The 20455-nt window shown below is 56.7% G+C and carries 16 protein-coding genes; 5 read left to right on the forward strand and 11 right to left on the reverse strand.

Features of this window, described 5'->3' with window-relative positions:
• Positions 1–34: 34 nt before the first annotated feature.
• Positions 35–1036: a BMP family lipoprotein gene (locus tag KORLAC_RS14170; RefSeq protein WP_068307536.1), complete on the reverse strand. Its 1002-nt coding sequence runs from the start codon at positions 1034–1036 to the stop codon at positions 35–37.
• Positions 1037–1223: 187 nt separating this feature from the next.
• Between KORLAC_RS14170 and upp the strand changes: the two genes are divergently transcribed.
• From upp to KORLAC_RS14185, 3 genes are read left to right on the forward strand one after another with little or no spacing between them, the layout of a single operon-like run.
• Positions 1224–1862: a uracil phosphoribosyltransferase gene (gene upp / locus KORLAC_RS14175; protein WP_068307835.1), complete on the forward strand. Its 639-nt coding sequence runs from the start codon at positions 1224–1226 to the stop codon at positions 1860–1862.
• 5 nt (positions 1863–1867) lie between these two features.
• Positions 1868–2422, forward strand: a complete 555-nt coding sequence (locus KORLAC_RS14180; RefSeq protein ID WP_068307538.1) for a phosphoribosyltransferase — start codon at positions 1868–1870, stop codon at positions 2420–2422.
• Between the two features lie 23 nt (positions 2423–2445).
• A complete protein-coding gene (locus tag KORLAC_RS14185; RefSeq protein WP_068307539.1) occupies positions 2446–3264 on the forward strand; it encodes a purine-nucleoside phosphorylase in 819 nt (272 codons plus the stop codon).
• Between the two features lie 75 nt (positions 3265–3339).
• Here KORLAC_RS14185 and KORLAC_RS14190 read toward each other — a convergent pair whose 3' ends face one another.
• The 7 genes from KORLAC_RS14190 to KORLAC_RS14220 form a co-directional block, all read right to left on the reverse strand.
• The gene (locus KORLAC_RS14190) at positions 3340–3681 is read right to left on the reverse strand and encodes a helix-turn-helix domain-containing protein (RefSeq protein ID WP_074519424.1); all 342 of its coding nucleotides are present in this window, start codon (positions 3679–3681) and stop codon (positions 3340–3342) included.
• Positions 3682–3796: 115 nt separating this feature from the next.
• Positions 3797–4681 (reverse strand): acyl-homoserine-lactone synthase, encoded by an 885-nt coding sequence (locus tag KORLAC_RS14195; protein WP_068307541.1) that lies wholly within the window; start codon positions 4679–4681, stop codon positions 3797–3799.
• Between the two features lie 98 nt (positions 4682–4779).
• On the reverse strand, positions 4780–5577 hold the full coding sequence (locus tag KORLAC_RS14200; RefSeq protein ID WP_082714701.1) for a helix-turn-helix transcriptional regulator: 798 nt from the start codon (positions 5575–5577) through the stop codon (positions 4780–4782).
• Positions 5578–5827: 250 nt separating this feature from the next.
• Positions 5828–8236 (reverse strand): aldehyde dehydrogenase family protein, encoded by a 2409-nt coding sequence (locus KORLAC_RS14205; protein ID WP_068307547.1) that lies wholly within the window; start codon positions 8234–8236, stop codon positions 5828–5830.
• A 12-nt stretch (positions 8237–8248) separates the two neighbouring features.
• Positions 8249–9205: a deoxyribose-phosphate aldolase gene (deoC, locus tag KORLAC_RS14210; protein ID WP_068307549.1), complete on the reverse strand. Its 957-nt coding sequence runs from the start codon at positions 9203–9205 to the stop codon at positions 8249–8251.
• Between the two features lie 72 nt (positions 9206–9277).
• A complete protein-coding gene (locus KORLAC_RS14215; RefSeq protein ID WP_068307552.1) occupies positions 9278–10879 on the reverse strand; it encodes a SulP family inorganic anion transporter in 1602 nt (533 codons plus the stop codon).
• A 66-nt stretch (positions 10880–10945) separates the two neighbouring features.
• On the reverse strand, positions 10946–12538 hold the full coding sequence (locus KORLAC_RS14220; RefSeq protein WP_068307554.1) for an amidohydrolase family protein: 1593 nt from the start codon (positions 12536–12538) through the stop codon (positions 10946–10948).
• Positions 12539–12652: 114 nt separating this feature from the next.
• Here KORLAC_RS14220 and KORLAC_RS14225 point away from each other — a divergent pair, with 114 nt between their 5' ends.
• Both KORLAC_RS14225 and KORLAC_RS14230 read left to right on the forward strand, forming a co-directional pair.
• A complete protein-coding gene (locus KORLAC_RS14225; protein ID WP_068307556.1) occupies positions 12653–13240 on the forward strand; it encodes a thymidine kinase in 588 nt (195 codons plus the stop codon).
• 385 nt (positions 13241–13625) lie between these two features.
• Positions 13626–16511 (forward strand): TonB-dependent receptor domain-containing protein, encoded by a 2886-nt coding sequence (locus tag KORLAC_RS14230; RefSeq protein WP_082714703.1) that lies wholly within the window; start codon positions 13626–13628, stop codon positions 16509–16511.
• 78 nt (positions 16512–16589) lie between these two features.
• Here the strand turns inward: KORLAC_RS14230 and KORLAC_RS14235 are convergent, their stop codons facing one another.
• The 3 genes from KORLAC_RS14235 to KORLAC_RS14245 all read right to left on the reverse strand — a co-directional run bounded on the left by KORLAC_RS14235 (position 16590) and on the right by KORLAC_RS14245 (position 20451).
• The gene (locus KORLAC_RS14235) at positions 16590–17405 is read right to left on the reverse strand and encodes a substrate-binding periplasmic protein (protein ID WP_139167612.1); all 816 of its coding nucleotides are present in this window, start codon (positions 17403–17405) and stop codon (positions 16590–16592) included.
• 38 nt (positions 17406–17443) lie between these two features.
• Complete coding sequence (locus tag KORLAC_RS14240; protein WP_068307565.1) at positions 17444–18151, reverse strand: substrate-binding periplasmic protein; 708 nt, start codon at positions 18149–18151, stop codon at positions 17444–17446.
• A gap of 98 nt (positions 18152–18249) precedes the next feature.
• Positions 18250–20451, reverse strand: coding sequence for a TonB-dependent receptor (locus tag KORLAC_RS14245; RefSeq protein WP_082714705.1), 2202 nt, complete (start codon positions 20449–20451; stop codon positions 18250–18252).
• Positions 20452–20455 lie beyond the last annotated feature (4 nt).

Consider the following 20455-nt stretch of genomic DNA (forward strand, 5'->3'; position numbering starts at 1 on the left):
TCGCCCCAGAGGGCGTCCCTACTGGTTGACTGGCCTAATGGCCGCTGTTGCTGCCTTCAACGTCGCTTACGACGATCTCACCACTGACGATCTTGGCGCGCGCTTCATCAAGCTTGGCTTTCATCTCAGCGGTGATCAGGTCGGCGTTATATTCATCCAGTGCGAAATCAACGCCACCTTCGGCAAGGCCCAACACCGTATGGCCCGGCTTCCACTCACCCGCTTCCGCCGCTTTCATGGCGTGGTAAACCGCGAGGTCCACGCGCTTCAGCATGCTGGTAAGCACATAGCCTGGCGCAACGTGGTTCTGGTTACTGTCCACGCCGATGGCCAGATTGCCCGTATCCTTCGCCGCCTGGATAGAACCAAGCCCGGAGGGGCCGGCAGCAGAAAAGATGATGTCGGCGCCGCGCGCATACTGCGAACGCGCCATTTCAGCCGCCTTGATCGGGTCATTCCACGCGGAAGGCGTGGTGCCCACGTAATTTTCAATGAAGGTCAGGTCACCCTTCACATATTCGGCACCCTGGCGGTAGCCGCGCTCGAACCGGCGAATCAGCGGGATGTCCATGCCGCCCAGGAAGCCGATGGTGTTTGATTCGGTCTTCATCGCCGCAATCATGCCCACCAGGAACGAACCTTCATTTTCCTTGAAGGTGATCGACTGCACGTTCGGTAGGTCGATGATGGCGTCGATAACCGTGAACTTCACGTCCGGGTATTTGGACGCCACATTACGCACGGCCACCGAATAGCCCACACCCACCGCAATGATCAGGTCAGCCTTGCGGCGCGCAAAGCGCTTAAGTGCCTGCTCATACTGAGTTTCGCTGTTGGGTTCGAAGTCCTTGTAATCAAGGCCGGTCTCTTCCTTGAAGCGTTCACCGCCCGTGTGGGCCGCTTCGTTGAAGGACTTATCGAACTTGCCGCCGATATCGTAAAGAAGCACAGGTGTGAAGTCAGCCGCCATGGCGCCCGTTGTGAATGCAACACCCAGCGCGATCGTCGCGCCAATTTTCCTCAGAAATCCAGTCATGCCCGTTTTGCTCCCCGGCAACATAAATGTTCAATTCTTATATGCCTTGTTTATGCTGAACGGCGCAAGGGAACCAGAGCAGAAGGGCGTGGTCAACCATTTTTGACGTTTTGGTCAAGATTCGTTCGACATTTGCCTTCAGGTTGCCTATGAAATGGTCAGTTTCAGCAGATTTATGGAGTCAAAGATGGCCCAAAATGTAACCGTTGTCGACCATCCGCTGGTGCAGCACAAGCTGACCCTGATGCGGCGGCGTGAGGCCAGCACGGCCGAATTCAGGAAGCTCCTCAGGGAGATCGGTTTGTTCCTGGGCTATGAGGCTCTGCGCGACCTGCCCCTTGGCAAGATCGACATCGAAACGCCGGTGTGCCCCATGGAGGCACCGGTTCTGGCAGGCAAGAAACTGACCTTCATTTCCGTGCTGCGCGCGGGCGATGGCCTTCTTGGGCCTATGCTTGACCTGGTGCCGTCTGCCCGGGTTGGCCAGATTGGTCTGGCGCGCGACGAAGAAACGCTTCAACCGACAAAATATTTCTTTAAAGTACCTGTCGATACGGCAGACCGGTTGAACGTGGTTCTTGACCCGATGCTGGCGACGGGGCATTCAGCCGTCCGCGCCGTGCAGGAAATCAAGGACATTGGCGCGAAAGACCTCAGGTTTGTTTGCCTGCTGGCGGCACCTGAAGGCATCAAAACCTTCACGGATGCCCACCCGGACGTGCCGGTTGTGACAGCCTCGATCGATGAGCGGCTTAACGAAAAAGCCTATATCGTTCCTGGGCTTGGCGATGCCGGCGACAGATTATTTGGAACCAAAGGGGCCTGAACACGATGAGTGTTACCAAGAAATATGTAACTGCCCAGGAACTTCTCGACGATTCGTTCGACCTGGGGCTTAAAATTCTCAAAAGCGATTTCCGCCCGAAATTCATCGTAGGCGTGTGGCGGGGCGGCACCCCGACCGGCATCGCAGTTCAGGAAATCATGGATTATTACGGTGTCCACACCGACCACATCGCAATCCGCACCTCTTCCTACATCGGCATGCAGCAGCAGAAAGAAGTGAAGGTGCACGGCCTTGAATATATCGTGGCCAACATCAACGCCGAAGACAGCCTGCTGATTGTTGACGACGTATTCGACAGCGGCCGTTCGATTGATGCCATCATCGACACCATCAAGGAAAAATGCCGCCGCAACACGCCAGAAGTGATCAAGATCGCAACGGTCTTCTACAAGCCTGAGCGCAATGTCACCAAGCTGACGCCTGATTTCTACTGCCATGAAACCGATGACTGGCTGGTCTTCCCGCACGAGCTGTCGGACATGACCAAGGAAGAGATCAAGGAATTCAAGGGCCTGACCCTGCCCGAGATCGACGTTTAACCGAGTAATGAGAAGAGGCTGTCATGAGCTTTGAAGAAGTCCAGAAATGCGCGGAGTTCATCCGCAGTCAACATGCCGGTGAAATGCCGAAAGTCGCCATGGTTCTTGGCAGCGGCCTCAACAGCCTGGCCGACGCAATGGAAGACGCAACTGTGCTTTCCTATGCCGACCTTGAGGGCTTCCCGAAGCCAACCGTTGAAGGCCATGCCGGCCGGATGCTGATTGGCGCGCTGGGCGGCAAGCCGGTGATCTGCATGCAGGGCCGCGCGCACGCTTATGAAGGCCACCCGGCTGAAACGCTGGCTTTCTCCACGCGCGTTCTGTGGGCGCTGGGCGTTGAAGTATTGGTGCTCACCAACGCGGCGGGCAGCCTGCGCGAAGAAGCCGGCCCGGGCTCCCTGATGGCCATCACGGATCACATCAACTTCTCGGGCATCAACCCGCTCGTTGGCATCAACGACGATCGTTTCGGCCCGCGCTTCCCGGATGTGTCCGAAGCCTGGGACCGCAAGCTGACGAAGAAACTGCAGGCATGCGCCGAAGAGCTGGGCATCACCCTGCACAGCGGTGTCTATCTGATGGCCAAAGGCCCCAACTTCGAGACGCCGGCGGAAATCCGGGCGTTCCGCACCTGGGGCGCAGACGCCGTTGGCATGTCCACTGTGCCTGAGTGCCTGGTGGCCCGCCACTGCGGCATAAAGGTTGTGGGCGTAAGCTCCATCACCAATCTGGCGGCAGGCATGCAGGGCGAGCTGACGCACCATGAAACCATGGAATATGGCGCCATCGCAGCGGTAAACCTTGAAAAACTGTTGCGGGCGTTCCTGGCCAAGGCGTCCTAGGCACAGACCAAGCCCCTTAAGCAAAAAAGGCACCGTAAATTACGGTGCCTTTTTTATTTTACGGTTTGGTTTGCGCTAGTAGCTGGCAGTGGCAATCGACCGGATCATCCGTAGGAAATCCACACGGATATCTTCTGGCATATCGTCGAAATGCTTCACCAACGCCTTAATTTCATCAGGTCCTTCGTTTTCGGTCGCACCGTCGCAGCCTTCGAAGAAAGCTCCAACCGGGACCCGCAGTGCATCCGCCAGCATCACAAGTTTGCTGGCCGAAATTCGGTTTGTACCGCGTTCATACTTCTGGATCTGCTGAAACGTCAGTCCAAGCGCTTCACCAAGTTCAGTCTGAGTCATCCCGCGTTGGCGGCGGTAAGTTCTGACACTTGCCCCGACATTCACGTCAATCGGATGAGGCATAGTCTCCTCCCCACAAACTATCACTTGAACAGAGATAGCGTAAAAGTTGCGATATCGCAATTACTCACTTGCTGACGCGACGTCATCAAGGTTGTAAGTGGGAGAAAGATGCCCGTTACTGCACGCTAAGGGAATAGCTCGTCGGCGCCACCACCTTGGCAAAACTAGCATCGAATCCAGCCATCGCCTCGTCCTGTGCAATACCATCGAACACCTCGATAATTGCGGCCCGCCTATCTTTTGGCGAGTCGATTATCATGCTCGACATGGCAGCCAGCATATTTGCATGTTCTGGGTGTTCCTCAAGGAAAGTGAGATACCGGAAACAGACTTCAGGTGTACAGGCAATCTGCCGCGCAGGCCCCATATCGCCAATTGGCAACGCTAAATAGGGCTTCTTGATCCCTTTCATTCGTTTGGTAATCCGCAGCATTCTCTCGTTGACACCAACCATTACAGCGGCGCCCCTTCCTTTGGGCTCGTCGCCTACACCACCGTATGTCACCATATTGCCCAGATATTCAATATCCCACGGCAACGCATTCAGGCGTGGCAAAGTAACCGCTTCAAGAAAGCCGGTCAGATTCCGGATTCCACGGTAGACTGCAAATTCCAGAATGGAGAAGAACAGTTCATAATGGACAGGATATCCGGCGGGACTGCGATATTTCTTGTCCGCAATGAAATAGCGTGACCACTCGTAGGTGTTTTTGCCCACAGGCGCTGGTTTGAAATCACACCAGTCCTTGAAGATGGTACCGAGTTGAGTGTCAACAACTGTGGGAACAAGTCGCATACCGCCCAGGATGTTACTGTTTTCATCCAGCTTCAGGAAATAGATGGTCTCGTCTGTGTCAAACTGGTCTATTTCCAGGCCATCTTCCTGAGCTAGCAGGTTCCAGCCTTTCTGCTCCACGAAGATTTTGTGCCGCAGTTGAAACATATTACGCAATACATCGCTGTAGTACTGTCGATTATATTTGTTGATGATGTGGATCATGGGGAGCTCCTCTTGTTCACATTGTCCGTGCAAGAAGAATATCCCTGAAAGAGAGGAACGGTCTTTCCTCTCAAAGAATGAGTAGTGCAATCATGGGTTTATATAAACACCTTATGGCGGTGCAATGCTGTAATCATTTCAGTGGTGCTGCTGAAATTATAGCGCCGCTTGATGTTTCTTAAGTGGGTAACCACGGTCGTGCGTTTGATATCAAGAATATCGGCAACCTCGCTGGGCTGCTTTCCTTCCACAATCCACGCAAGAATTTCTCTTTCTCTTGCTGTCAATGTGGAGAAATCCATGTTCGGGCCGACGTCGACAATATCTGGTGCAAACCCACCTTTCGCATCCTTGAGATAAATACGTCGCGCAGTCCTGTGCGCGGCAACAGACAGCAACCGGATTACGTTTTCCAACTCATCCGATCGGCGCAATTCTCCCCCTGCGCTGACATAGGCATATTCCAGCACTTCATCTGTCTCGTCGTTGACCCGCACCGGCAACGGGATCACCACGCCTTCCTTGAGGCCATAACGAAATGCCTCCTCAAATATCTTGCGTTGGGTCTTGGTCAGATCTTGCGTCGCTAGGAACTCGGACCACCAGAAGGGTTCTCCCCAGTCCTTTAGCTTCAAGGCATGGTTGGGCAGGGCGTCATCGACATAATAGTGATTTTTCGCATAATGCGTGATCCAGTCATTGTGCAGGAAACCGAACATCAACTTGCGGTCTTGCAGAGCCGGCATACCATAGGCAGAAATACACAGTAGATGTTTGACGCCCAGCAGGCTCAGCGGCTTTTTCAAACTGTCGCTGAGAACATCGATAGTTGTAATCTTATCTACCTCGCCCATAAAAGCCGCAATAGCTCTATAAGCTTCTGGCGAAAACGACATAGCTGACCCCAATCACACTGCTGACTGCCCAAAGATAGCTCTGCAGTAGCACTCTACAACCCTTTATCTACAATTGCCCTTTAAATAACAATATAGATCACAAGCCTTTAGCGAATAGCCAGCCCATCAAATCTAAATGGTAAAACAGGTTGTAAATGCCGCCTTTCACCCCTGGGACAAAAAAAAGGACCCGCACCAGATGGTACGGGTCCCAATTCTTTTGAACAGTTGCGGCGATATAGCCCCGCCGTCAGTAGGACTTGCCGCCTTCGTTGGCGTCGCCGTAGGGCACCCAGATGTTTTTGACTTCCGACGCCCGCTCCATCAGGCCGCGTGCGCTCATCTGCTCGCGGCTGGTGAAGTCATAGGCCTTGCCGTAATTCAGCCAGGTGCGTTTCATGTTGTCGGCCGCTGCCTTCTCGATCTCGGCACTGCCTTCGCGGCTGCCAAAATACCAGATGCCGTCAACGCCATAGTGCTTGGCCATCGGTACCGCCATCGCATCGCGGCGGCCTGTCACGATATTCACCACACCCGCCGGCATGTCACTGGTTTCCAGCACCTGATAGAAATCCGTCGCCAATAGCGGATAACGCTCGGATGGGATCATCACTGCCGTATTGCCGGCCGCGACCGCATAGGCCATCAGCGTCACAAAGGCTAGAAGCGGATGTTCGTCAGGGCACACGATCCCCAGAACGCCCACGGGCTCATTCATCGCCAATGCCACACCGCGGATTGGCGGCGTGTGCACGCTGCCGTCATGCTTGTCGGCCATGGCTGCAGCACTGAAGAGGCGCTTCACGGAGAGCTCAACCTCGGCTTCCGCCGCCTTCTGGGTTGCCCCGGTCAGGGTTTTCAGCCGGTCTGTGAACTCATCCGCGCGGGCACTGAGGTTTTCGGCCACATAATACAGGATCTGGGCCCTGAGGTGCGGCGTGGATTTGCCCCAGCCTGCGGCCTTCGTGGCCGCCTCAACCGCGTTCCGGATATCCTTGTAATTGCCGTCGCCCACCAGACCCGCGAACGCGCCTTTTTTATCAGCAATGGCTACGCTGTCACCGCCATCAGGCCGCGCCTGCTTGCCGCCAATATACATTTTGGCGGTGCGGTCGATATGGTCGAGCCCACTGCCTGCCTTCGGCATGGCCACGCTTTCTGGGGCCGGGACAGGTGCCCAGTCCTTCAGCGCAGTCTCATAGCGCGGCCGCATGTAGGCCAGCATGCCTTCACGGCCACCTTCGCGGCCAAAGCCGCTTTCGCGGCGGCCACCAAACCCGGCGGCGGCATCAAACATGTTGGTGCCGTTAATCCACACGACGCCGGCGACCAATGCCGGCGCCACTTCAAGCGCACGGCTCAGGCTTTCAGACCATACTGTGGCCGCAAGGCCGTAGCGTGTGTTGTTCGCGAGCGCCACGGCTTCGGATTGCGTGCGGAAAGTGATGGCCGTCAGTACAGGGCCAAAGATTTCCTCGCGGTAAAGCGTGTTGTCCGTGCCCACACCGGTCACCAGCGTTGGCGGGAAAAAGACGCCCTCTTCCGGCATCTCGCACGGTGCTTTCCAGACAACAGCCCCCTGGCTTTCGCCGTCCGCCAGCAGGCGTTCGATGGTGTCTTTCTGTGTCTTGTCGACCACGGCACCGATGTCGATGCATTTATCAAGACTGGTGCCCACCCGCAGGGTGGACATGCGCGCCTTCAGCTTTTCAAGGAAGCGGTCAGCTATGCCTTCCTGCACCAGGAGACGCGAGCCCGCACAGCAGACCTGACCCTGATTGAACCAGATGGCGTCCACAAGGCCTTCGATGGCGCCGTCGATGTCTGCGTCCTCGAACACGATGTATGGGGACTTGCCGCCTAGCTCCAGCGTCAGTTTCTTGCCTGAGCCAGCAATCGCCCGGCGGATGATCTTGCCAACTTCGGTCGAGCCCGTGAAGGCCACCTTGTCGACATCTGAATTCACCACCATCGCGCCGGTGTCGCCTTCGCCGGTGACAATATTCACGACGCCCTTCGGCAGGCCGGCTTCCACACACAGTTCCGCGAACTTGAGCGCGGTGAGCGACGTGAATTCCGCCGGCTTCAGCACCACAGTGTTACCGGCCGCAAGGGCAGGTGCCACTTTCCAGGCCAGCATCAGCAGCGGGAAGTTCCACGGGATCACCTGCCCCGCAACCCCCAGCGCTTCATGGTCGGGGAATTCCTCGTCCATCAGCTCGGCCCAGCCGGCATGGTGATAGAAATGCCGCGCCACCAGCGGGATGTCGATGTCCCGGCTTTCGCGGATCGGCTTGCCGTTATCCAGGCTTTCAAGTACCGCCAGGACCCGGCTGTGCTTTTGCACCAGACGCGCCAGCGCATACATATATTTGGCCCGGCCATGGCCGCCGATCAGCGCCCAGCGGCCTTGCGCCTTGCGGGCGGCAGCGACAGCGGCATCCACATCATCCTGGCCTGCTGCCGTGATATCCGCCAGCTTCTCGCCAGTGGACGGCGCATAGGTCGCAAACTGTTTCGCGCCCTTTGGCTTCACCCACTCACCATCGATGAACAGGCCAAAGGACCGGCCATTCGCATCCAGCCACTTATCGGCGTTGGCGCGGCTTTCGAGTGCTGGGCTATAATCCATGCTTTCAAACTTTTCTTTTACAGTCATGTCACACTCCCCTTAGCCCATCGCGTGGCGGTAAGACGCCGAATAGCCGCCCGTTGCATGATACTCGAGCTGACGCTCAAGATCACCAAGAAGGCTTGATGCCCCGAAGCGGAACAGGTCGGGCGACAGCCAATCGGTGCCCAGCTCTTCCTTGATCAGCGTCAGGTAGGCCACGGCATCCTTGGCGGTCTTGATGCCGCCCGCTGGCTTGTAGCCAACCTTGATGCCGGTCTTTTGGAAAAAATCGCGGATCTGGCGGATCATCACCAGGCTGACCGGAAGGGTTGCGTTCACGCCTTCCATGCCGGTGGAGGTTTTGATGAAATCTGACCCCGCCATCATGGCGGTCATGGAGGCCTTGCCAACCTGCGTGAGGTTGCCGTGTTCGCCGGTGGCCAGGATGGTTTTCATCAGCGCCGGACCACACGCGGCCTTGAAGGCTTTCACTTCGTCATAAAGCGCCTGCCAGTTGCCCGTCAGCACATGGGCGCGGGTGACGACGATGTCGATCTCGTTTGCGCCCGCTTCCACAGACCGGCGGATTTCCTCCAGCCGGGTTTCCATGGGCGCGAGGCCCGCCGGGAAGCCGGTTGAAACCGCCGCGATGGGCACGCTGCCCTTCAGGGTCTCATTGGCTTCGGGCACCATGGAGTGGTACACGCACACGGCGCCAGTGGTCAGGCCCATGTCCTCCATGCCGAATTTGGCCAATATGTCACGCCGCACCGGGTTCCGTGCCTTCAGGCACAGACGACGCACACGTCCAGGCGTGTCGTCGCCCGCCAGCGTCGTCAGGTCGATGCAGCTTACGGCTTTAAGCATGAAAGCGATTTGGCTGTCTTTTTTTACAGCCCGGCGTCCGCCCAGAGAGGCGGTACGGCGCTCCACCGCACTTTTGTTGACACGAATACCGTCCAGCCAGTCGGCGTGGAAGCTCGTGCCCTGATTAACAAGAGGCTCAGGTGTCATTGCTCATTCCGAATTTTAAAATATTCTGTGCTCTTTAAGCCGAATCTTGACCCTAGGGTCAAGATTTCTTTTTCATGAGGTCGGCTTATTTTTAATGAAGCCCGCCAGATATAGCATGATTGCGGCGATCACGTAACCGACAGCCAACCGGTGCGGCAACACTTCCAGGCCGCCCATTTCAGGGATCGCCCACGGCAGATACATTTCTGATGTCGGCATCACCGAATGGATCACGCCAAATTCCGTGAAGATGGCGGCCGCCAGCGCCGCCCCTGCAGCCCGCAGCATCTTGCGGTCAATGATCCAGACAATCAGCGCGCCCCACAAGAGGCTCGTGAGGATATAGCCGCGCGACATGGCACCCAGCAGCAGATAGCCCTGCATCCAGTCTGCGCTGATGGCATCACCCGCCGTCGTCGCCACCCTGCCATACAGGTCCGATACCTTTGTGTGGGCATAATTCAGGATCGCCGGCACAGTCGCAAACAGAAGCGCAGGCGCATGCCGCACGTCGCCGCCAGAGAATGCCAGACGCAGGATATCACACGCCACCACCACAAGGATCGGCTTCAACACCGCCTCAGGGATCATCTGCGACGCCAGGGCAATCACGCCCAGGAAGCCGCCAACGGTGATCACACCCGCGGCCCCCAAAGCGTAGCCCGTGCGTGCGCCCATGCGCTTGTATGTGGCATGGCCAAAATATGGTGTGGTTTGCACCACGCCGCCGAAAAGCGCACTGACGGCCGTGGCAGCGGCATCAAGGCGCACCACCTTGCCCGCGTCGAACTCGTCGCCCGCGATGCGGGCGCCCGCTGTCACATTCACAGCACTTGCGGCGATCAGCAGCGCGAACGGGAAGATGATGCCCAGATAGTTGGTGACATCACCGAACATCGCAAGCGCGCCGCCAAACGTGGGCACAGGAAGGGCCGGCACAAGTTCAGGCATTTCCCGAACAATATAGCCGTCACCGGCACCGCCGAACGCGAGGATATAATAGAGTATGGTGCCTGCCACGATGGCAATGATCGCACCGGGCATATTGAATGGCAGGCGGTGGCCTGCGATCAACGCAAAGCCCATGATCACCAGCGACACGATGCCCACTTCCGGCAGCGCAAACACGCCGAACAGGGCTTCGGCGCCCAGCCAGACGGTGGCGATACCAGCCATGGCCCCCACAAGGGCCATCTGCGGCAGCTGTTCCTGCACTGTGCGGCCAAAGAAAGACAGGCAGAATTTGATCACAGCCATCCAGAAGGTACAGGCCATGCCCAGCACCCAGGCCTTGTCAGCCGCGCCGTCCACCCCAAGCGTGTCCACATTGGCCGCGTATGTCGGGCCGATGATGAAGAAACACATGCCGAACACGGACGGCAAATCGAGCCCAAGCGGAATGCTGGTGAGCGCGTCATTGCCCGTGGCTTCGCGGGTCTTTTTCGTCAGCCAGAAAAAGGCCAGGTTGCCCAGCATAATACCGGTGATGGCACCCGGGATGATCTTGCCGAACATATATTCCGCCGGATAGCCAAACGCGCCCATCAGCACGCTCGCCAGCACGAACATATTCACGACAACATCAAGGAAAAACGCTACACCGGCGTTCGTATCAGCCGCCAGCTGCGACGCCGGTGCCGCAACACCCGCCAGCATCTTGTTGGTTTCAGCCATAGCCCCCACACTTCCCTTCTAAAATACACATTACTGCCCGGATGGGCCTTTCCCCTTCATGGGGGCTTATTTGAATGAGGTCCGCTTCCGCTCAGGGATGCGCCGCTCATCTTCGAAAACGCGAAGCCGTTCCTCCAGTTCCCACTGCAGCTTCGCTTTTTCACTTGTCTCCAAAAACGCCGCGCATTCTGCCCCGGCTTGTGCACCCGTTTCCACATCTTTTTTGCAGGCCTCGGATTCCCAAAGGCTATCGCCCGGCAGGAAACTGTAGGTCAGCGAGTTTCGAGCGCTGTGCCGAAGCTCGAAATAGGGCACGCGGTGCTCAGTATAAAGCCGCATATATTCATGCGTCAGATCAATGCGTGAAACGCCTTCGTCGTCAGTCGACAGCGCATAGGGCACCAGCATGTCACGGTACAGCACCAGCGGATGGTCCTTGCCCTTGACGCCCAAAATCGTGTCGTTCGAGGTCAGGTTGATCTCAACCATGATGCCCTCCTGGGCCATTTTCTTCAGAAGGCCCTCGGAATCCCGCTCGTACCCCACGGCGATGCCGTGGCCAATGCGCTTGGCGTGGCCAACTTCAATCGCGTCGCGGATGTGGAAGGTCAACTGCTTGGGGCGCACCAGGCCCATCGTCAATTCACCCGCATGCAGCGCCACATTCCTGGGCCCCAGGTTGGTATAAAGATGGTCAATCATGCGCATGTGCAGCTTATAGTCCCTGAGCGCCACACGGCCATCTTCGGGCGCCACCAGGTTCATGCCCAGCATCATGGGTTCGTCCTTCATCAGGGCCCAGCCCAGAATCATCTGGCCGTAAACCATGGCGGGCTCAAACTCGCGGATCACCTGATGCAGGAACCGGATTTTCACGCCGCAGCCAGCATCCGCATTCGCGGTGCCACATCGAAGCAACTGATCCTTGCGCGCCCGCGCCGCCGCGATCTGGGTGCGGGCGGACGCCACCAGTGTAGGCATGGCCTGGCCGAACGGGCCGGACATCAGCGTCTGGTAATCCGCCGCCAGATCGCTTGAAAGCTGGACACCCGATAGCAGCGGGAACAGTTCCGGCAGGATGATGGTCTCCATCAGCTCCAGATACAGGATATTTTGCCGCCCTGCCCGCGCTGCTACGTTCGCCAGTTGGTCCCCCAGCCGTTTGGGAGACGCACTGATTCGGGCAAAGGTGGCGAAAAAGTCATTGTGACCAGACCAGTTGAGCGTCGGCACATAGGACCGGTTCGACAGCGAATTGATAAGCTCCCGGCGGTGATCCTCATTCGCTTGCGCTTCTCCCGCCGTCAACCAGCCGGAGGCCGCACAACTGTCTTTCACCTTGAACCGAAGCGCCGGCACGCTCATGTCCGCGCACAGGCCGTCTGCCGCTGCCCACTCAAGCCAGCTTTCGGCATAGATGGCGCCGCGCAGGTGGCTGTGAATATCGCCGCCCTTGGGGAAAGCTTCCATGAATTGTCTGAGGCGCCCGTTTTCCGCCGCCCAGGAAAGGGCTGACCCGGCCATACGCGCCTTGACCGCGCGCTGGTCATCGTCCTGTGCGCCTGCGGGCGTCGCCGCAACCACCAGCAAGGATGCCACAAGGCCGCCCAACATGGCGCGAACCGCTTGCCTAATCAGCGATATTTTACCGTCCCGCATTTTTTCCTCCCCAAAAGCTTGCCCAAACATGAACTACTTAATAGGCTCGCCAAAACTTTATCCCAATCCGGGACCAAAGAACATAGGGCACCCCAGCGTTAAGGTAGTCAGGCCATGGCCAAGCTGTATTTTTATTATTCCGCGATGAACGCGGGCAAATCCACAACCCTTCTGCAAAGCAGCTTCAACTACCGGGAACGCGGCATGAACACCATGCTGTTCACCGCGGCCATTGACGACCGTTTCGGCGAAAGCGTCATCGCCTCGCGGCTCGGCCTGAAAGAAGACGCGCACATATTCGACACGAATCTTGACCTATTTGTCAAGATTACTAACCAACTGAATGAAACGCCTCTGCACTGCGTGCTTGTGGACGAAGCCCAGTTTCTGAGCAAAGGGCAGGTCTTCCAGCTGGCAAGCGTGGCCGACAGGCTGGGCATCCCGGTGCTGTGCTATGGCCTGCGCACCGATTTCCAGGCCAACCTGTTTGAAGGCAGCCAGTGGCTTCTGGCCATCGCGGACGAGCTTCACGAGCTGAAGACCATCTGCAAATGTGGCGCCAAAGCCACGATGAATATGCGGGTGGATGAAAAAGGCGATGCCGTACGGGAAGGTGCCTCCATCGAGATCGGCGGTAACGACCGTTACATCGCCCTGTGCCGCAAGCATTTCCATGAGAAACTGCGCGGTCCGCAGCTTTAGCCTAACCCATAGTTGCAGCACCAAGGCAGCATTGCTACCTCAAACAATTGCAAATGCAGTTAAACTTTGGTTCCACCAAAACCAAAATAAAAGTCCCGCCAGCCTACATGTGAGCCAAGATGTTGCAATTGCTGCCTAATAGGTCAGGATTGCTGCGTCTTTTTAGTCACACAATGGTAATATAGTTTCACCAGATACCTATATTTTTGACTTTTCATTACCCTCCCGGCACCACCATCGGTTTTACTGATTTCATGAGGTCGAAATCACATAAAAATATCGGCCTCATGCCCGGGGAGGAAACATAGATCGTCAGGCCTGCGTCAGGCCTGCTTACGTTGCCGTCCCCGGTTCTAAGAGAGGAACAAATAAGGGAGATGAGGCAATGACACACTCACTTGCCACTATGCGAAAGCTCCAGCTGCTTGCCGGCTGTGCTGCTGTCGCCGTAACATTTGGTACACCAACGCTCGCCCAGGACACGGCACTGGAGGAATTCGAAGAAGTGGTCGTCACCGGTTCGCGCATCCGCCAGAACCCACTGGAGGCCCAAAACCCAGTACAGATTCTGTCGGCTGAAGACATGGACGCATCCGGCCAGGTTTCTGTTGCAGACTTCCTGCAGCGCCTGCCAATCGCGGGTTCGGCCATCAACCGCACCAACAACTCGTCCGGTAACCTTGGCTTCCCGCCAGACGGTTCGGGTATCGGCGCCGGCGCCAGTCAGATTGACCTGCGCTATCTGACCTCCAAGCGCGTTCTTGTGCTTGTTGACGGCAAGCGCTGGGTCCGTGGCTCATCCGCGTCGGGCGTATCCGGTGCAGTTGACCTGAACACCATCCCAGCCGGCATCATCAAGTCGATCGAAGTCCTGCAGGACGGCGCGTCTACCATTTATGGTTCCGATGCCATCGCAGGCGTTGTGAACATCAAAACACGCGACGATTATGAAGGCATCAAAGGCTCAGCCTATTATGGCCTTTATGACGAAGGCGACGGCAAAACGCAGGAATATGATGTTTCCTGGGGTGCAGAAAACGACCGCGGCCGCGTATTGGTCGACGTAAGCTACACCAAGCAAGGTGGCGTTGAAGCAGCAGACCGTGAGCTCACAGCGTATGCAATTCCGTTTGAAAATCTTGGCGCGTCTTCTGGTACACCGCAAGCCCGCTTGGTATTTTCTAACGAGTGGGGCGACATCACGCTGAACGACGGCGTAACCGGCGTTCCAAACTTCAATCCAGACGATCCAACAGGTGCAGGGTCTGACTATCACGCTTTCACCCTGCAAGACCGTTTCAACTATTCGCCTTACAACAAAGTTTCCACGCCGAACGAGCGCGTAAACATCTTTGCCAAGGCAGAATATGACATCACAGACACCATCACCCTGCGCACGACTGCGGCATACAATAACCGTCAGTCAATTAGCCAGGCAGCACCCGAGCCACTGTTCTTTGGTCCGGGCGCTGGTGCCGGTTTCTGGATGGACAATATGGTCATCTCTGCCGACAACCCATACAACCCATTCGGCGTAGACATTGACGAAACTAACTTCGTCTTCGGTGGCCGCCGTCCGATTGAGGCTGGCCCACGTATCTTCCGTCAGAACGTTGATACTTGGTATGTCTCCTCTACCCTCGACGGTGACCTGAATGTAGGTGATCGGGTTTGGTTCTGGGACATCAACGCAACCTGGTCGCAAAGCCAGGCAAACCAGCAGAAAACTGGCGCATTCAACGCTCGTAAACTGCAGGACGCTCTCGGTGATCCAGACGCCTGTGCGGCTATTCCAGGCTGCGTGCCATTCAACATCTTTGGCGGCCAGGGCGACGGTAGCGGCACAATCACGCAAGCCATGCTTGATTATGTGACCTTCATCCAGAAGGACGAGAGCCGCCAAAAGCTGATCAACTACTCCGCCAACATTGGTGGTGACGTTATCGACCTGCCTGCAGGCCCGCTGGGTATGGCATTTGGTTGGGAATACCGTGAAGAAGAAGGCCGGTTCATTCCTGACAGCGTGGTTTCCAGCGGTGAAACCGCAGGTGTACCGGCCAGCCCAACCGACGGCCAAATCCACGTGAAAGAATTCTACGGCGAGGTAAACGTGCCGTTGCTTTCTGACGTGGCGATGGCCAAGCACCTGAGCCTCAGCGCTGCATTCCGCACAAGCGATTACAGCACGTCTGGCAGCAACACCGTATTCAAGGTGGGTACTGCCTGGCAGGTGAATGATGACTTGACGGTTCGCGCCAACTGGTCTGAAGGCTTCCGTGCACCAAACATTGGTGAACTGTTCAACACTGGCTCGCGCTTCGACAGCTCGATCACCGACCCTTGTGACGTTGTTGCAAACGGTGGCACGCAGCACCCGAACTGTTCGGCCCTTGGCGTTCCAGCGGATCACCAGCAGCCTAACGCGCAAATCAGTGTAACTACAGGCGGCAACCCGAACCTGACGCCAGAAACAGCTGAAACATGGACTGCGGGCATCACATACAGCCCAACTGCCCTTGCTGACAGCATGGGTCTTGCTGGCATCACATTCGAAGCCAACTACTACAACATCTCCATGGAGAATGTGATTCAGGCGCCAAACGCATCTGACGTTCTTCAAGGCTGTGTTGAAACGCTGGCTGACGTGTTCTGTGACAATGTTCAGCGCACATCCACCGGTATCGTGACACGGATCGACGGTATCCTGACCAACATTGCAGCAATCGACACTGACGGTTTCGACTGGTCGATCACTGCTGAAACCGAGCCAGCCGATTGGGGCCAGCTTCGCTTCAAGTTGATGAACAGCCACCTGTTCAAATTTGAAGAATCTGTGCCAAATGCCTCCGGCGGCATCGACGTTGTTGACCGCGCGGGTACCGAGCTTGGTTCGCCTGAACGTGCTTACATCAAGTTCAAGTCTTCACTGTTCATCGACTGGACGAAAGACCAGTGGACCGTTGGTACGACCTTCCGTTACCTCGGCAGCGTAGATGAAGGCTGTGGCGGTGTTGTTGGTGGCTTCGGCTTCACGCAGTACTGCACGAACGGCGCCGACGGCAACACGCTGGGCAGCACCTTCTACACAGACCTGCAGGTTACTTACCGTCCAGAATGGTTCGATGCACAGACATCAATCACTCTGGGTGTTCAGAACCTACTGGATCAGGATCCACCACTGTGTACGACATGTGACCTGAACAACTTCGACGGTACAGTGCACGCACTGCCAGGCCGCTTCTTCTACGGCCGCGTAGCGTTCCAGTTCTAAGTCACTGGAAACAAGCCAAACAAAAAGGCGTCACCCTTCGGGGTGGCGCCTTTCTTTTTCTAGCCACTGAAACCTCGGTTATTGGCCGATATCCACCGGCACATCCACCCCGACAATGCGCACATACGGCCCAAAGATTTCCTTCAGGCGTCCGTCAGCACGCATAGCGAGAATGCCTGCATCTATGTCCTTAATCAGGGCCTCAGATTGGGCTGACCTGTGGCACAACACATGGGCGGTCGAACTGAAAAGCGGTTTGTCGATTGCAAGGCTTGGGGTGCCGTATCCCATTCTGTCGAACAGGATGAAAGCATCGGGCACCCAGCTCCAGATGGCATCCACCCGGCCGGACATCAGAAGGCGAATACCGCTTTCTTCTGATTCCACCCGCAAAACTTTGGCATCAAGGTTTGGCAGGAACAGCTCAAGCGGTACACCGACCCAGGCGGCCAGCCTCTTGCCCTTCAGAGCCGCAACATCGGTTACCGGCGGCGTGCCTGGCTTTGTCACGATATGGGCTGTGATATAATCGACGGGCACACTTTCCACGATAGCCGCGCGTTCCGTGCTGGGGAAATTCATTTTCACCGCAGCGAACGAGACCGGCACCATACAGTGCACCTCGCCATCTTCATACTGCTTCAACATACGCTTCACCGGCATCGTGACCAGCTGTGTCGACACCTGCGTTTCCGCGAGCAACGCCCGCACCAGGTCGACATAGTGCCCTGTACCGTCCTTTTCAAACCGCCCTTCCTTCAGAAAGCCCGCGACAACAAGGGCAGGCGTTTCGGACACCTGGTCATCAGCAGAAGCCGGGCCACCCCCCATCCCCACAGCCAACAAACCCGCAGCTGCCCAGGAACGCCATGTCTGCTGGGGTTTTCTATTCAACAGGACTGCCTTACATCTGCATCTGTCATCGATTGCGCCTAACGGTTGGTCTCTGCCATATTCAGCGGTACATCCACGCCCACCACACGGGTATGTTGGCCCATAATATCTTTCAATCGACCATCTTTCCGCATCATCCTGATCGCCGGATCGATGTCGCTCATCAAAGCTTCCGTCGCAGGTGTTCGGCGGCACAAAAAGTGGGCTGCTGCACCAAAAATCGGCTCGCTCTCAACAAGGTTCGGTGTTCCATATCCCAAGCGTTCATAGAGAATATAAGCATCCGGCACCCAGTTCCAGATGGCGTCCACCCGGCCCGACATCAACAGCTTGATACTGCTTTCTTCAGATTCCGCCCTAATGATTTCGACATCGATATCAGACAGAAAAGCATCAATCGTCAAGCCCACCCAAACGGAAATCCGCTTGCCCTCAAGCTCGTCCAATTTCACGATGGCAGGATCGCCCGGTCGCGTCACAATATGAGCGGTGACATAGTCAATGGGTTCACTTTCGATAATGTCTTCCCGCGTGAGGTAGGGAAACTTGTGCTTCCAACGTTCAAAAGCGGCGGGCAACAAACAGATAGAGCCACCATCGGCAAAAGTGCGGACAGCCCTTAGAACCGGCATGATCACGAACTTTGCCTCTGTGTCGGTTTCAGCCAGAACAGCGTGCACAACGTCGGCATAGTGGCCGGTACCGTCCTGCTCCAGCCGCCCCTCTTTCGGGAAACCGGCGATCATTATCTGGTCCCCGCGCGCCGGCAAGGCCATACAGACGGCAAGAATACAGCAGGCCAAAAACCCAGAAACACATGACAACCGGTTCAATTCAGCTCCATTCAAAAAGCACGCCCAAGGGCGACATACCAGGTTCTCGGTTCACCATAGAAGCCTGTCTGGACATTGCCAAGGGTTCTGAATTCAAACGCATCCACCTGATAGATGGTATCGAACAGGTTTTTCACGCCAGCCCGCACCGACCATTTATCCGCCGCATCAACCCAGCGGGCATTGGCCCCCACAAGCCAATAGCCGTCCTCATAGAGAAGATCCGAATTGTCCACACTGGTGTAATAGTCTGAGACATATCTGACGTCAGCGCCGATATCCACGCTACCCCGGGTTCCAAGCGTCAGATGGTACACAGCCCCCGCGCTCAAGGTCACATCGGGCGTGCGGATCGGCTCCTGGCCGGTTCGGTCGCGCTGGTCGTCGCGAAATTCCTTATAGCTGGCGCCTAATAGCCCGATATTGCCCCACAAGGTCCAGGCGTCCAGATTGGCCCGCAGTTCCGCCTCCGCGCCATACATCTCCAGCTTGGCGGCATTGATGGTCGGGAAATTGAACCCGGCGCTCTGATCGCTGCTGTCAATCGCGACCGCCACCCGCGCCTGATAATCCGTGTAGTCATTATAGAAGCCAGTCAGCCCATAGGACAGCACCCCGTCCATGGTGCGCCCCTTAAAGCCCACTTCATAGGACCATACATATTCGGGCTTGAAGGGCTCAGAGTCTGCCGCAGAAAACATCCGCCCGTTAAAGCCACCGGACCGGAAACCGCGGGCAATACGCGCGTACAGGTGGCTATCTTCTGTCAACCGATAATCCACTGTCACGCTTGGGGTGAAGGCGTCCCAGGCGCCACTACCTTCAAATTCGAAGACGCCCGTGATCACGCCGCCCGTCATGGTTTCGCTGACCCGCTCAAAATCCTTTTCGTCGCGCGACCAACGCGCGCCCAGGGAAACCGTCCAAGCGTCACTCAGTTCAATATTTGCATGCCCGAACAGGGCCATGTTGTCGACATGCTGTGTGTCATGGCCCGGCTGGGAAAAGCCGATCTGGGCGCCACCGACAAGAATATATCCGTTCAGGAATGTCTCCTGTACGGCCACACTTTTCTCCGTCATGTAAAAAGCGCCCAATATGGCGTCCCATTTTTCCCGGGTAATGCTCAGCTGCACTTCCTGGCTCACCTGCTCATGCACCCAGGTTGCCCACACATCGCCAATCTCAAACTCGCTGCCGTCGGCATCCAGCCACTGAACCGGGTTCATATGCCGATAGGATGTGATGGACTTCAGGCTATAGGCGTCAGACAGATTCCATTCGGCGGTCAGCGACAGGCCCCAGTGCGTGTTGGTCTGGCCATTTTCTGCATCAATGGAGCTCGCCAGTGTTTCGCCGTCAAACGGTCCGGGCGCCTCGCGCACCACCGTCGGGCCAAGCGCCAGATCAATCACATACAGGTGGTCTTCGGCGCGGCCCAGATACTGACCCACATCAATGTCCATGAGGTCCGCCGCCAGGGTCAGACGCACGTCGTCGCTGGGCTTTAGCGCCAGTTTCAGCCTGCCTGAGAAGACATTATCGTCATAATAGTCCGTGCCGGTGAAGGCATCTTTATAAAAGCCGTCCCGGTTCGAATAGCGTGCAGCCAGGCTCAGCGCCGCCGTGTCGCCTGCGATTGGAAAAGCAGCATAAAGCGCCGCTGTCTTCTGGTCATAAGCGCCATATTCAATTTCGGCATTGCCGCCGCCGTCAAAAGGATCGCGGGTGATAATATTGATCGCACCACCGATGGTATTCTTGCCGTAAAGCGCCCCTTGCGGCCCGCGCAGCACCTCGATACGCTCCACGTCAAACAGGCGCATCATCGACCCCTGCATGCGGGAAAGATAGACGCCGTCGACATACATGCCCACGCCCTGCTCGAAAGTCTGCAGGCTGTCACGTTGGCCAATTCCCCGGATGAAGATGGACGCCGCATTGGACTGGGCACTGCCGGCCACGATGGTCAGGTTGGGCGCAAAAGCACTAATGTCGGAAAGGTCTGCCACACCAAGTTCGTCAAGCGCTTGGCGGTCCAGCGCGGTCACAGCAGCGGGGACGTCGCTCAGGCTTTCGCTGCGCTTTCGGGCGGTGATGGTGATTTCTTCTGGCGCATTCACGGCTGTCTCGGCAGCCACCGGATTGGATAGAGAAACTAGAGCAGAACTCGAAACAGCGACCCCCAAGGCCAGGCTGTTTATTCGTTTCATGATT

This window comes from Kordiimonas lacus (assembly GCF_001550055.1).
Classification (GTDB): Bacteria; Pseudomonadota; Alphaproteobacteria; order Sphingomonadales; family Kordiimonadaceae; genus Kordiimonas; species Kordiimonas lacus.

Bases quoted from the DNA above. Each gene is read 5' to 3' on its own strand.
- deoC (WP_068307549.1), bottom strand. From the start codon at position 9,205: ATGACACCTGAGCCTCTTGTTAATCAGGGCACGAGCTTCCACGCCGAC.
- KORLAC_RS14215 (WP_068307552.1), bottom strand. From the start codon at position 10,879: ATGGCTGAAACCAACAAGATGCTGGCGGGTGTTGCGGCACCGGCGTCG.
- upp (WP_068307835.1), top strand. From the start codon at position 1,224: ATGGCCCAAAATGTAACCGTTGTCGACCATCCGCTGGTGCAGCACAAG.
- KORLAC_RS14205 (WP_068307547.1), bottom strand. From the start codon at position 8,236: ATGACTGTAAAAGAAAAGTTTGAAAGCATGGATTATAGCCCAGCACTC.
- KORLAC_RS14230 (WP_082714703.1), top strand. From the start codon at position 13,626: ATGACACACTCACTTGCCACTATGCGAAAGCTCCAGCTGCTTGCCGGC.
- KORLAC_RS14240 (WP_068307565.1), bottom strand. From the start codon at position 18,151: ATGATCGCCGGTTTCCCGAAAGAGGGGCGGCTGGAGCAGGACGGTACC.
- KORLAC_RS14170 (WP_068307536.1), bottom strand. From the start codon at position 1,036: ATGACTGGATTTCTGAGGAAAATTGGCGCGACGATCGCGCTGGGTGTT.
- KORLAC_RS14200 (WP_082714701.1), bottom strand. From the start codon at position 5,577: ATGTCGTTTTCGCCAGAAGCTTATAGAGCTATTGCGGCTTTTATGGGC.
- KORLAC_RS14225 (WP_068307556.1), top strand. From the start codon at position 12,653: ATGGCCAAGCTGTATTTTTATTATTCCGCGATGAACGCGGGCAAATCC.
- KORLAC_RS14195 (WP_068307541.1), bottom strand. From the start codon at position 4,681: ATGATCCACATCATCAACAAATATAATCGACAGTACTACAGCGATGTA.
- KORLAC_RS14185 (WP_068307539.1), top strand. From the start codon at position 2,446: ATGAGCTTTGAAGAAGTCCAGAAATGCGCGGAGTTCATCCGCAGTCAA.
- KORLAC_RS14180 (WP_068307538.1), top strand. From the start codon at position 1,868: ATGAGTGTTACCAAGAAATATGTAACTGCCCAGGAACTTCTCGACGAT.
- KORLAC_RS14245 (WP_082714705.1), bottom strand. From the start codon at position 20,451: ATGAAACGAATAAACAGCCTGGCCTTGGGGGTCGCTGTTTCGAGTTCT.
- KORLAC_RS14220 (WP_068307554.1), bottom strand. From the start codon at position 12,538: ATGCGGGACGGTAAAATATCGCTGATTAGGCAAGCGGTTCGCGCCATG.
- KORLAC_RS14190 (WP_074519424.1), bottom strand. From the start codon at position 3,681: ATGCCTCATCCGATTGACGTGAATGTCGGGGCAAGTGTCAGAACTTAC.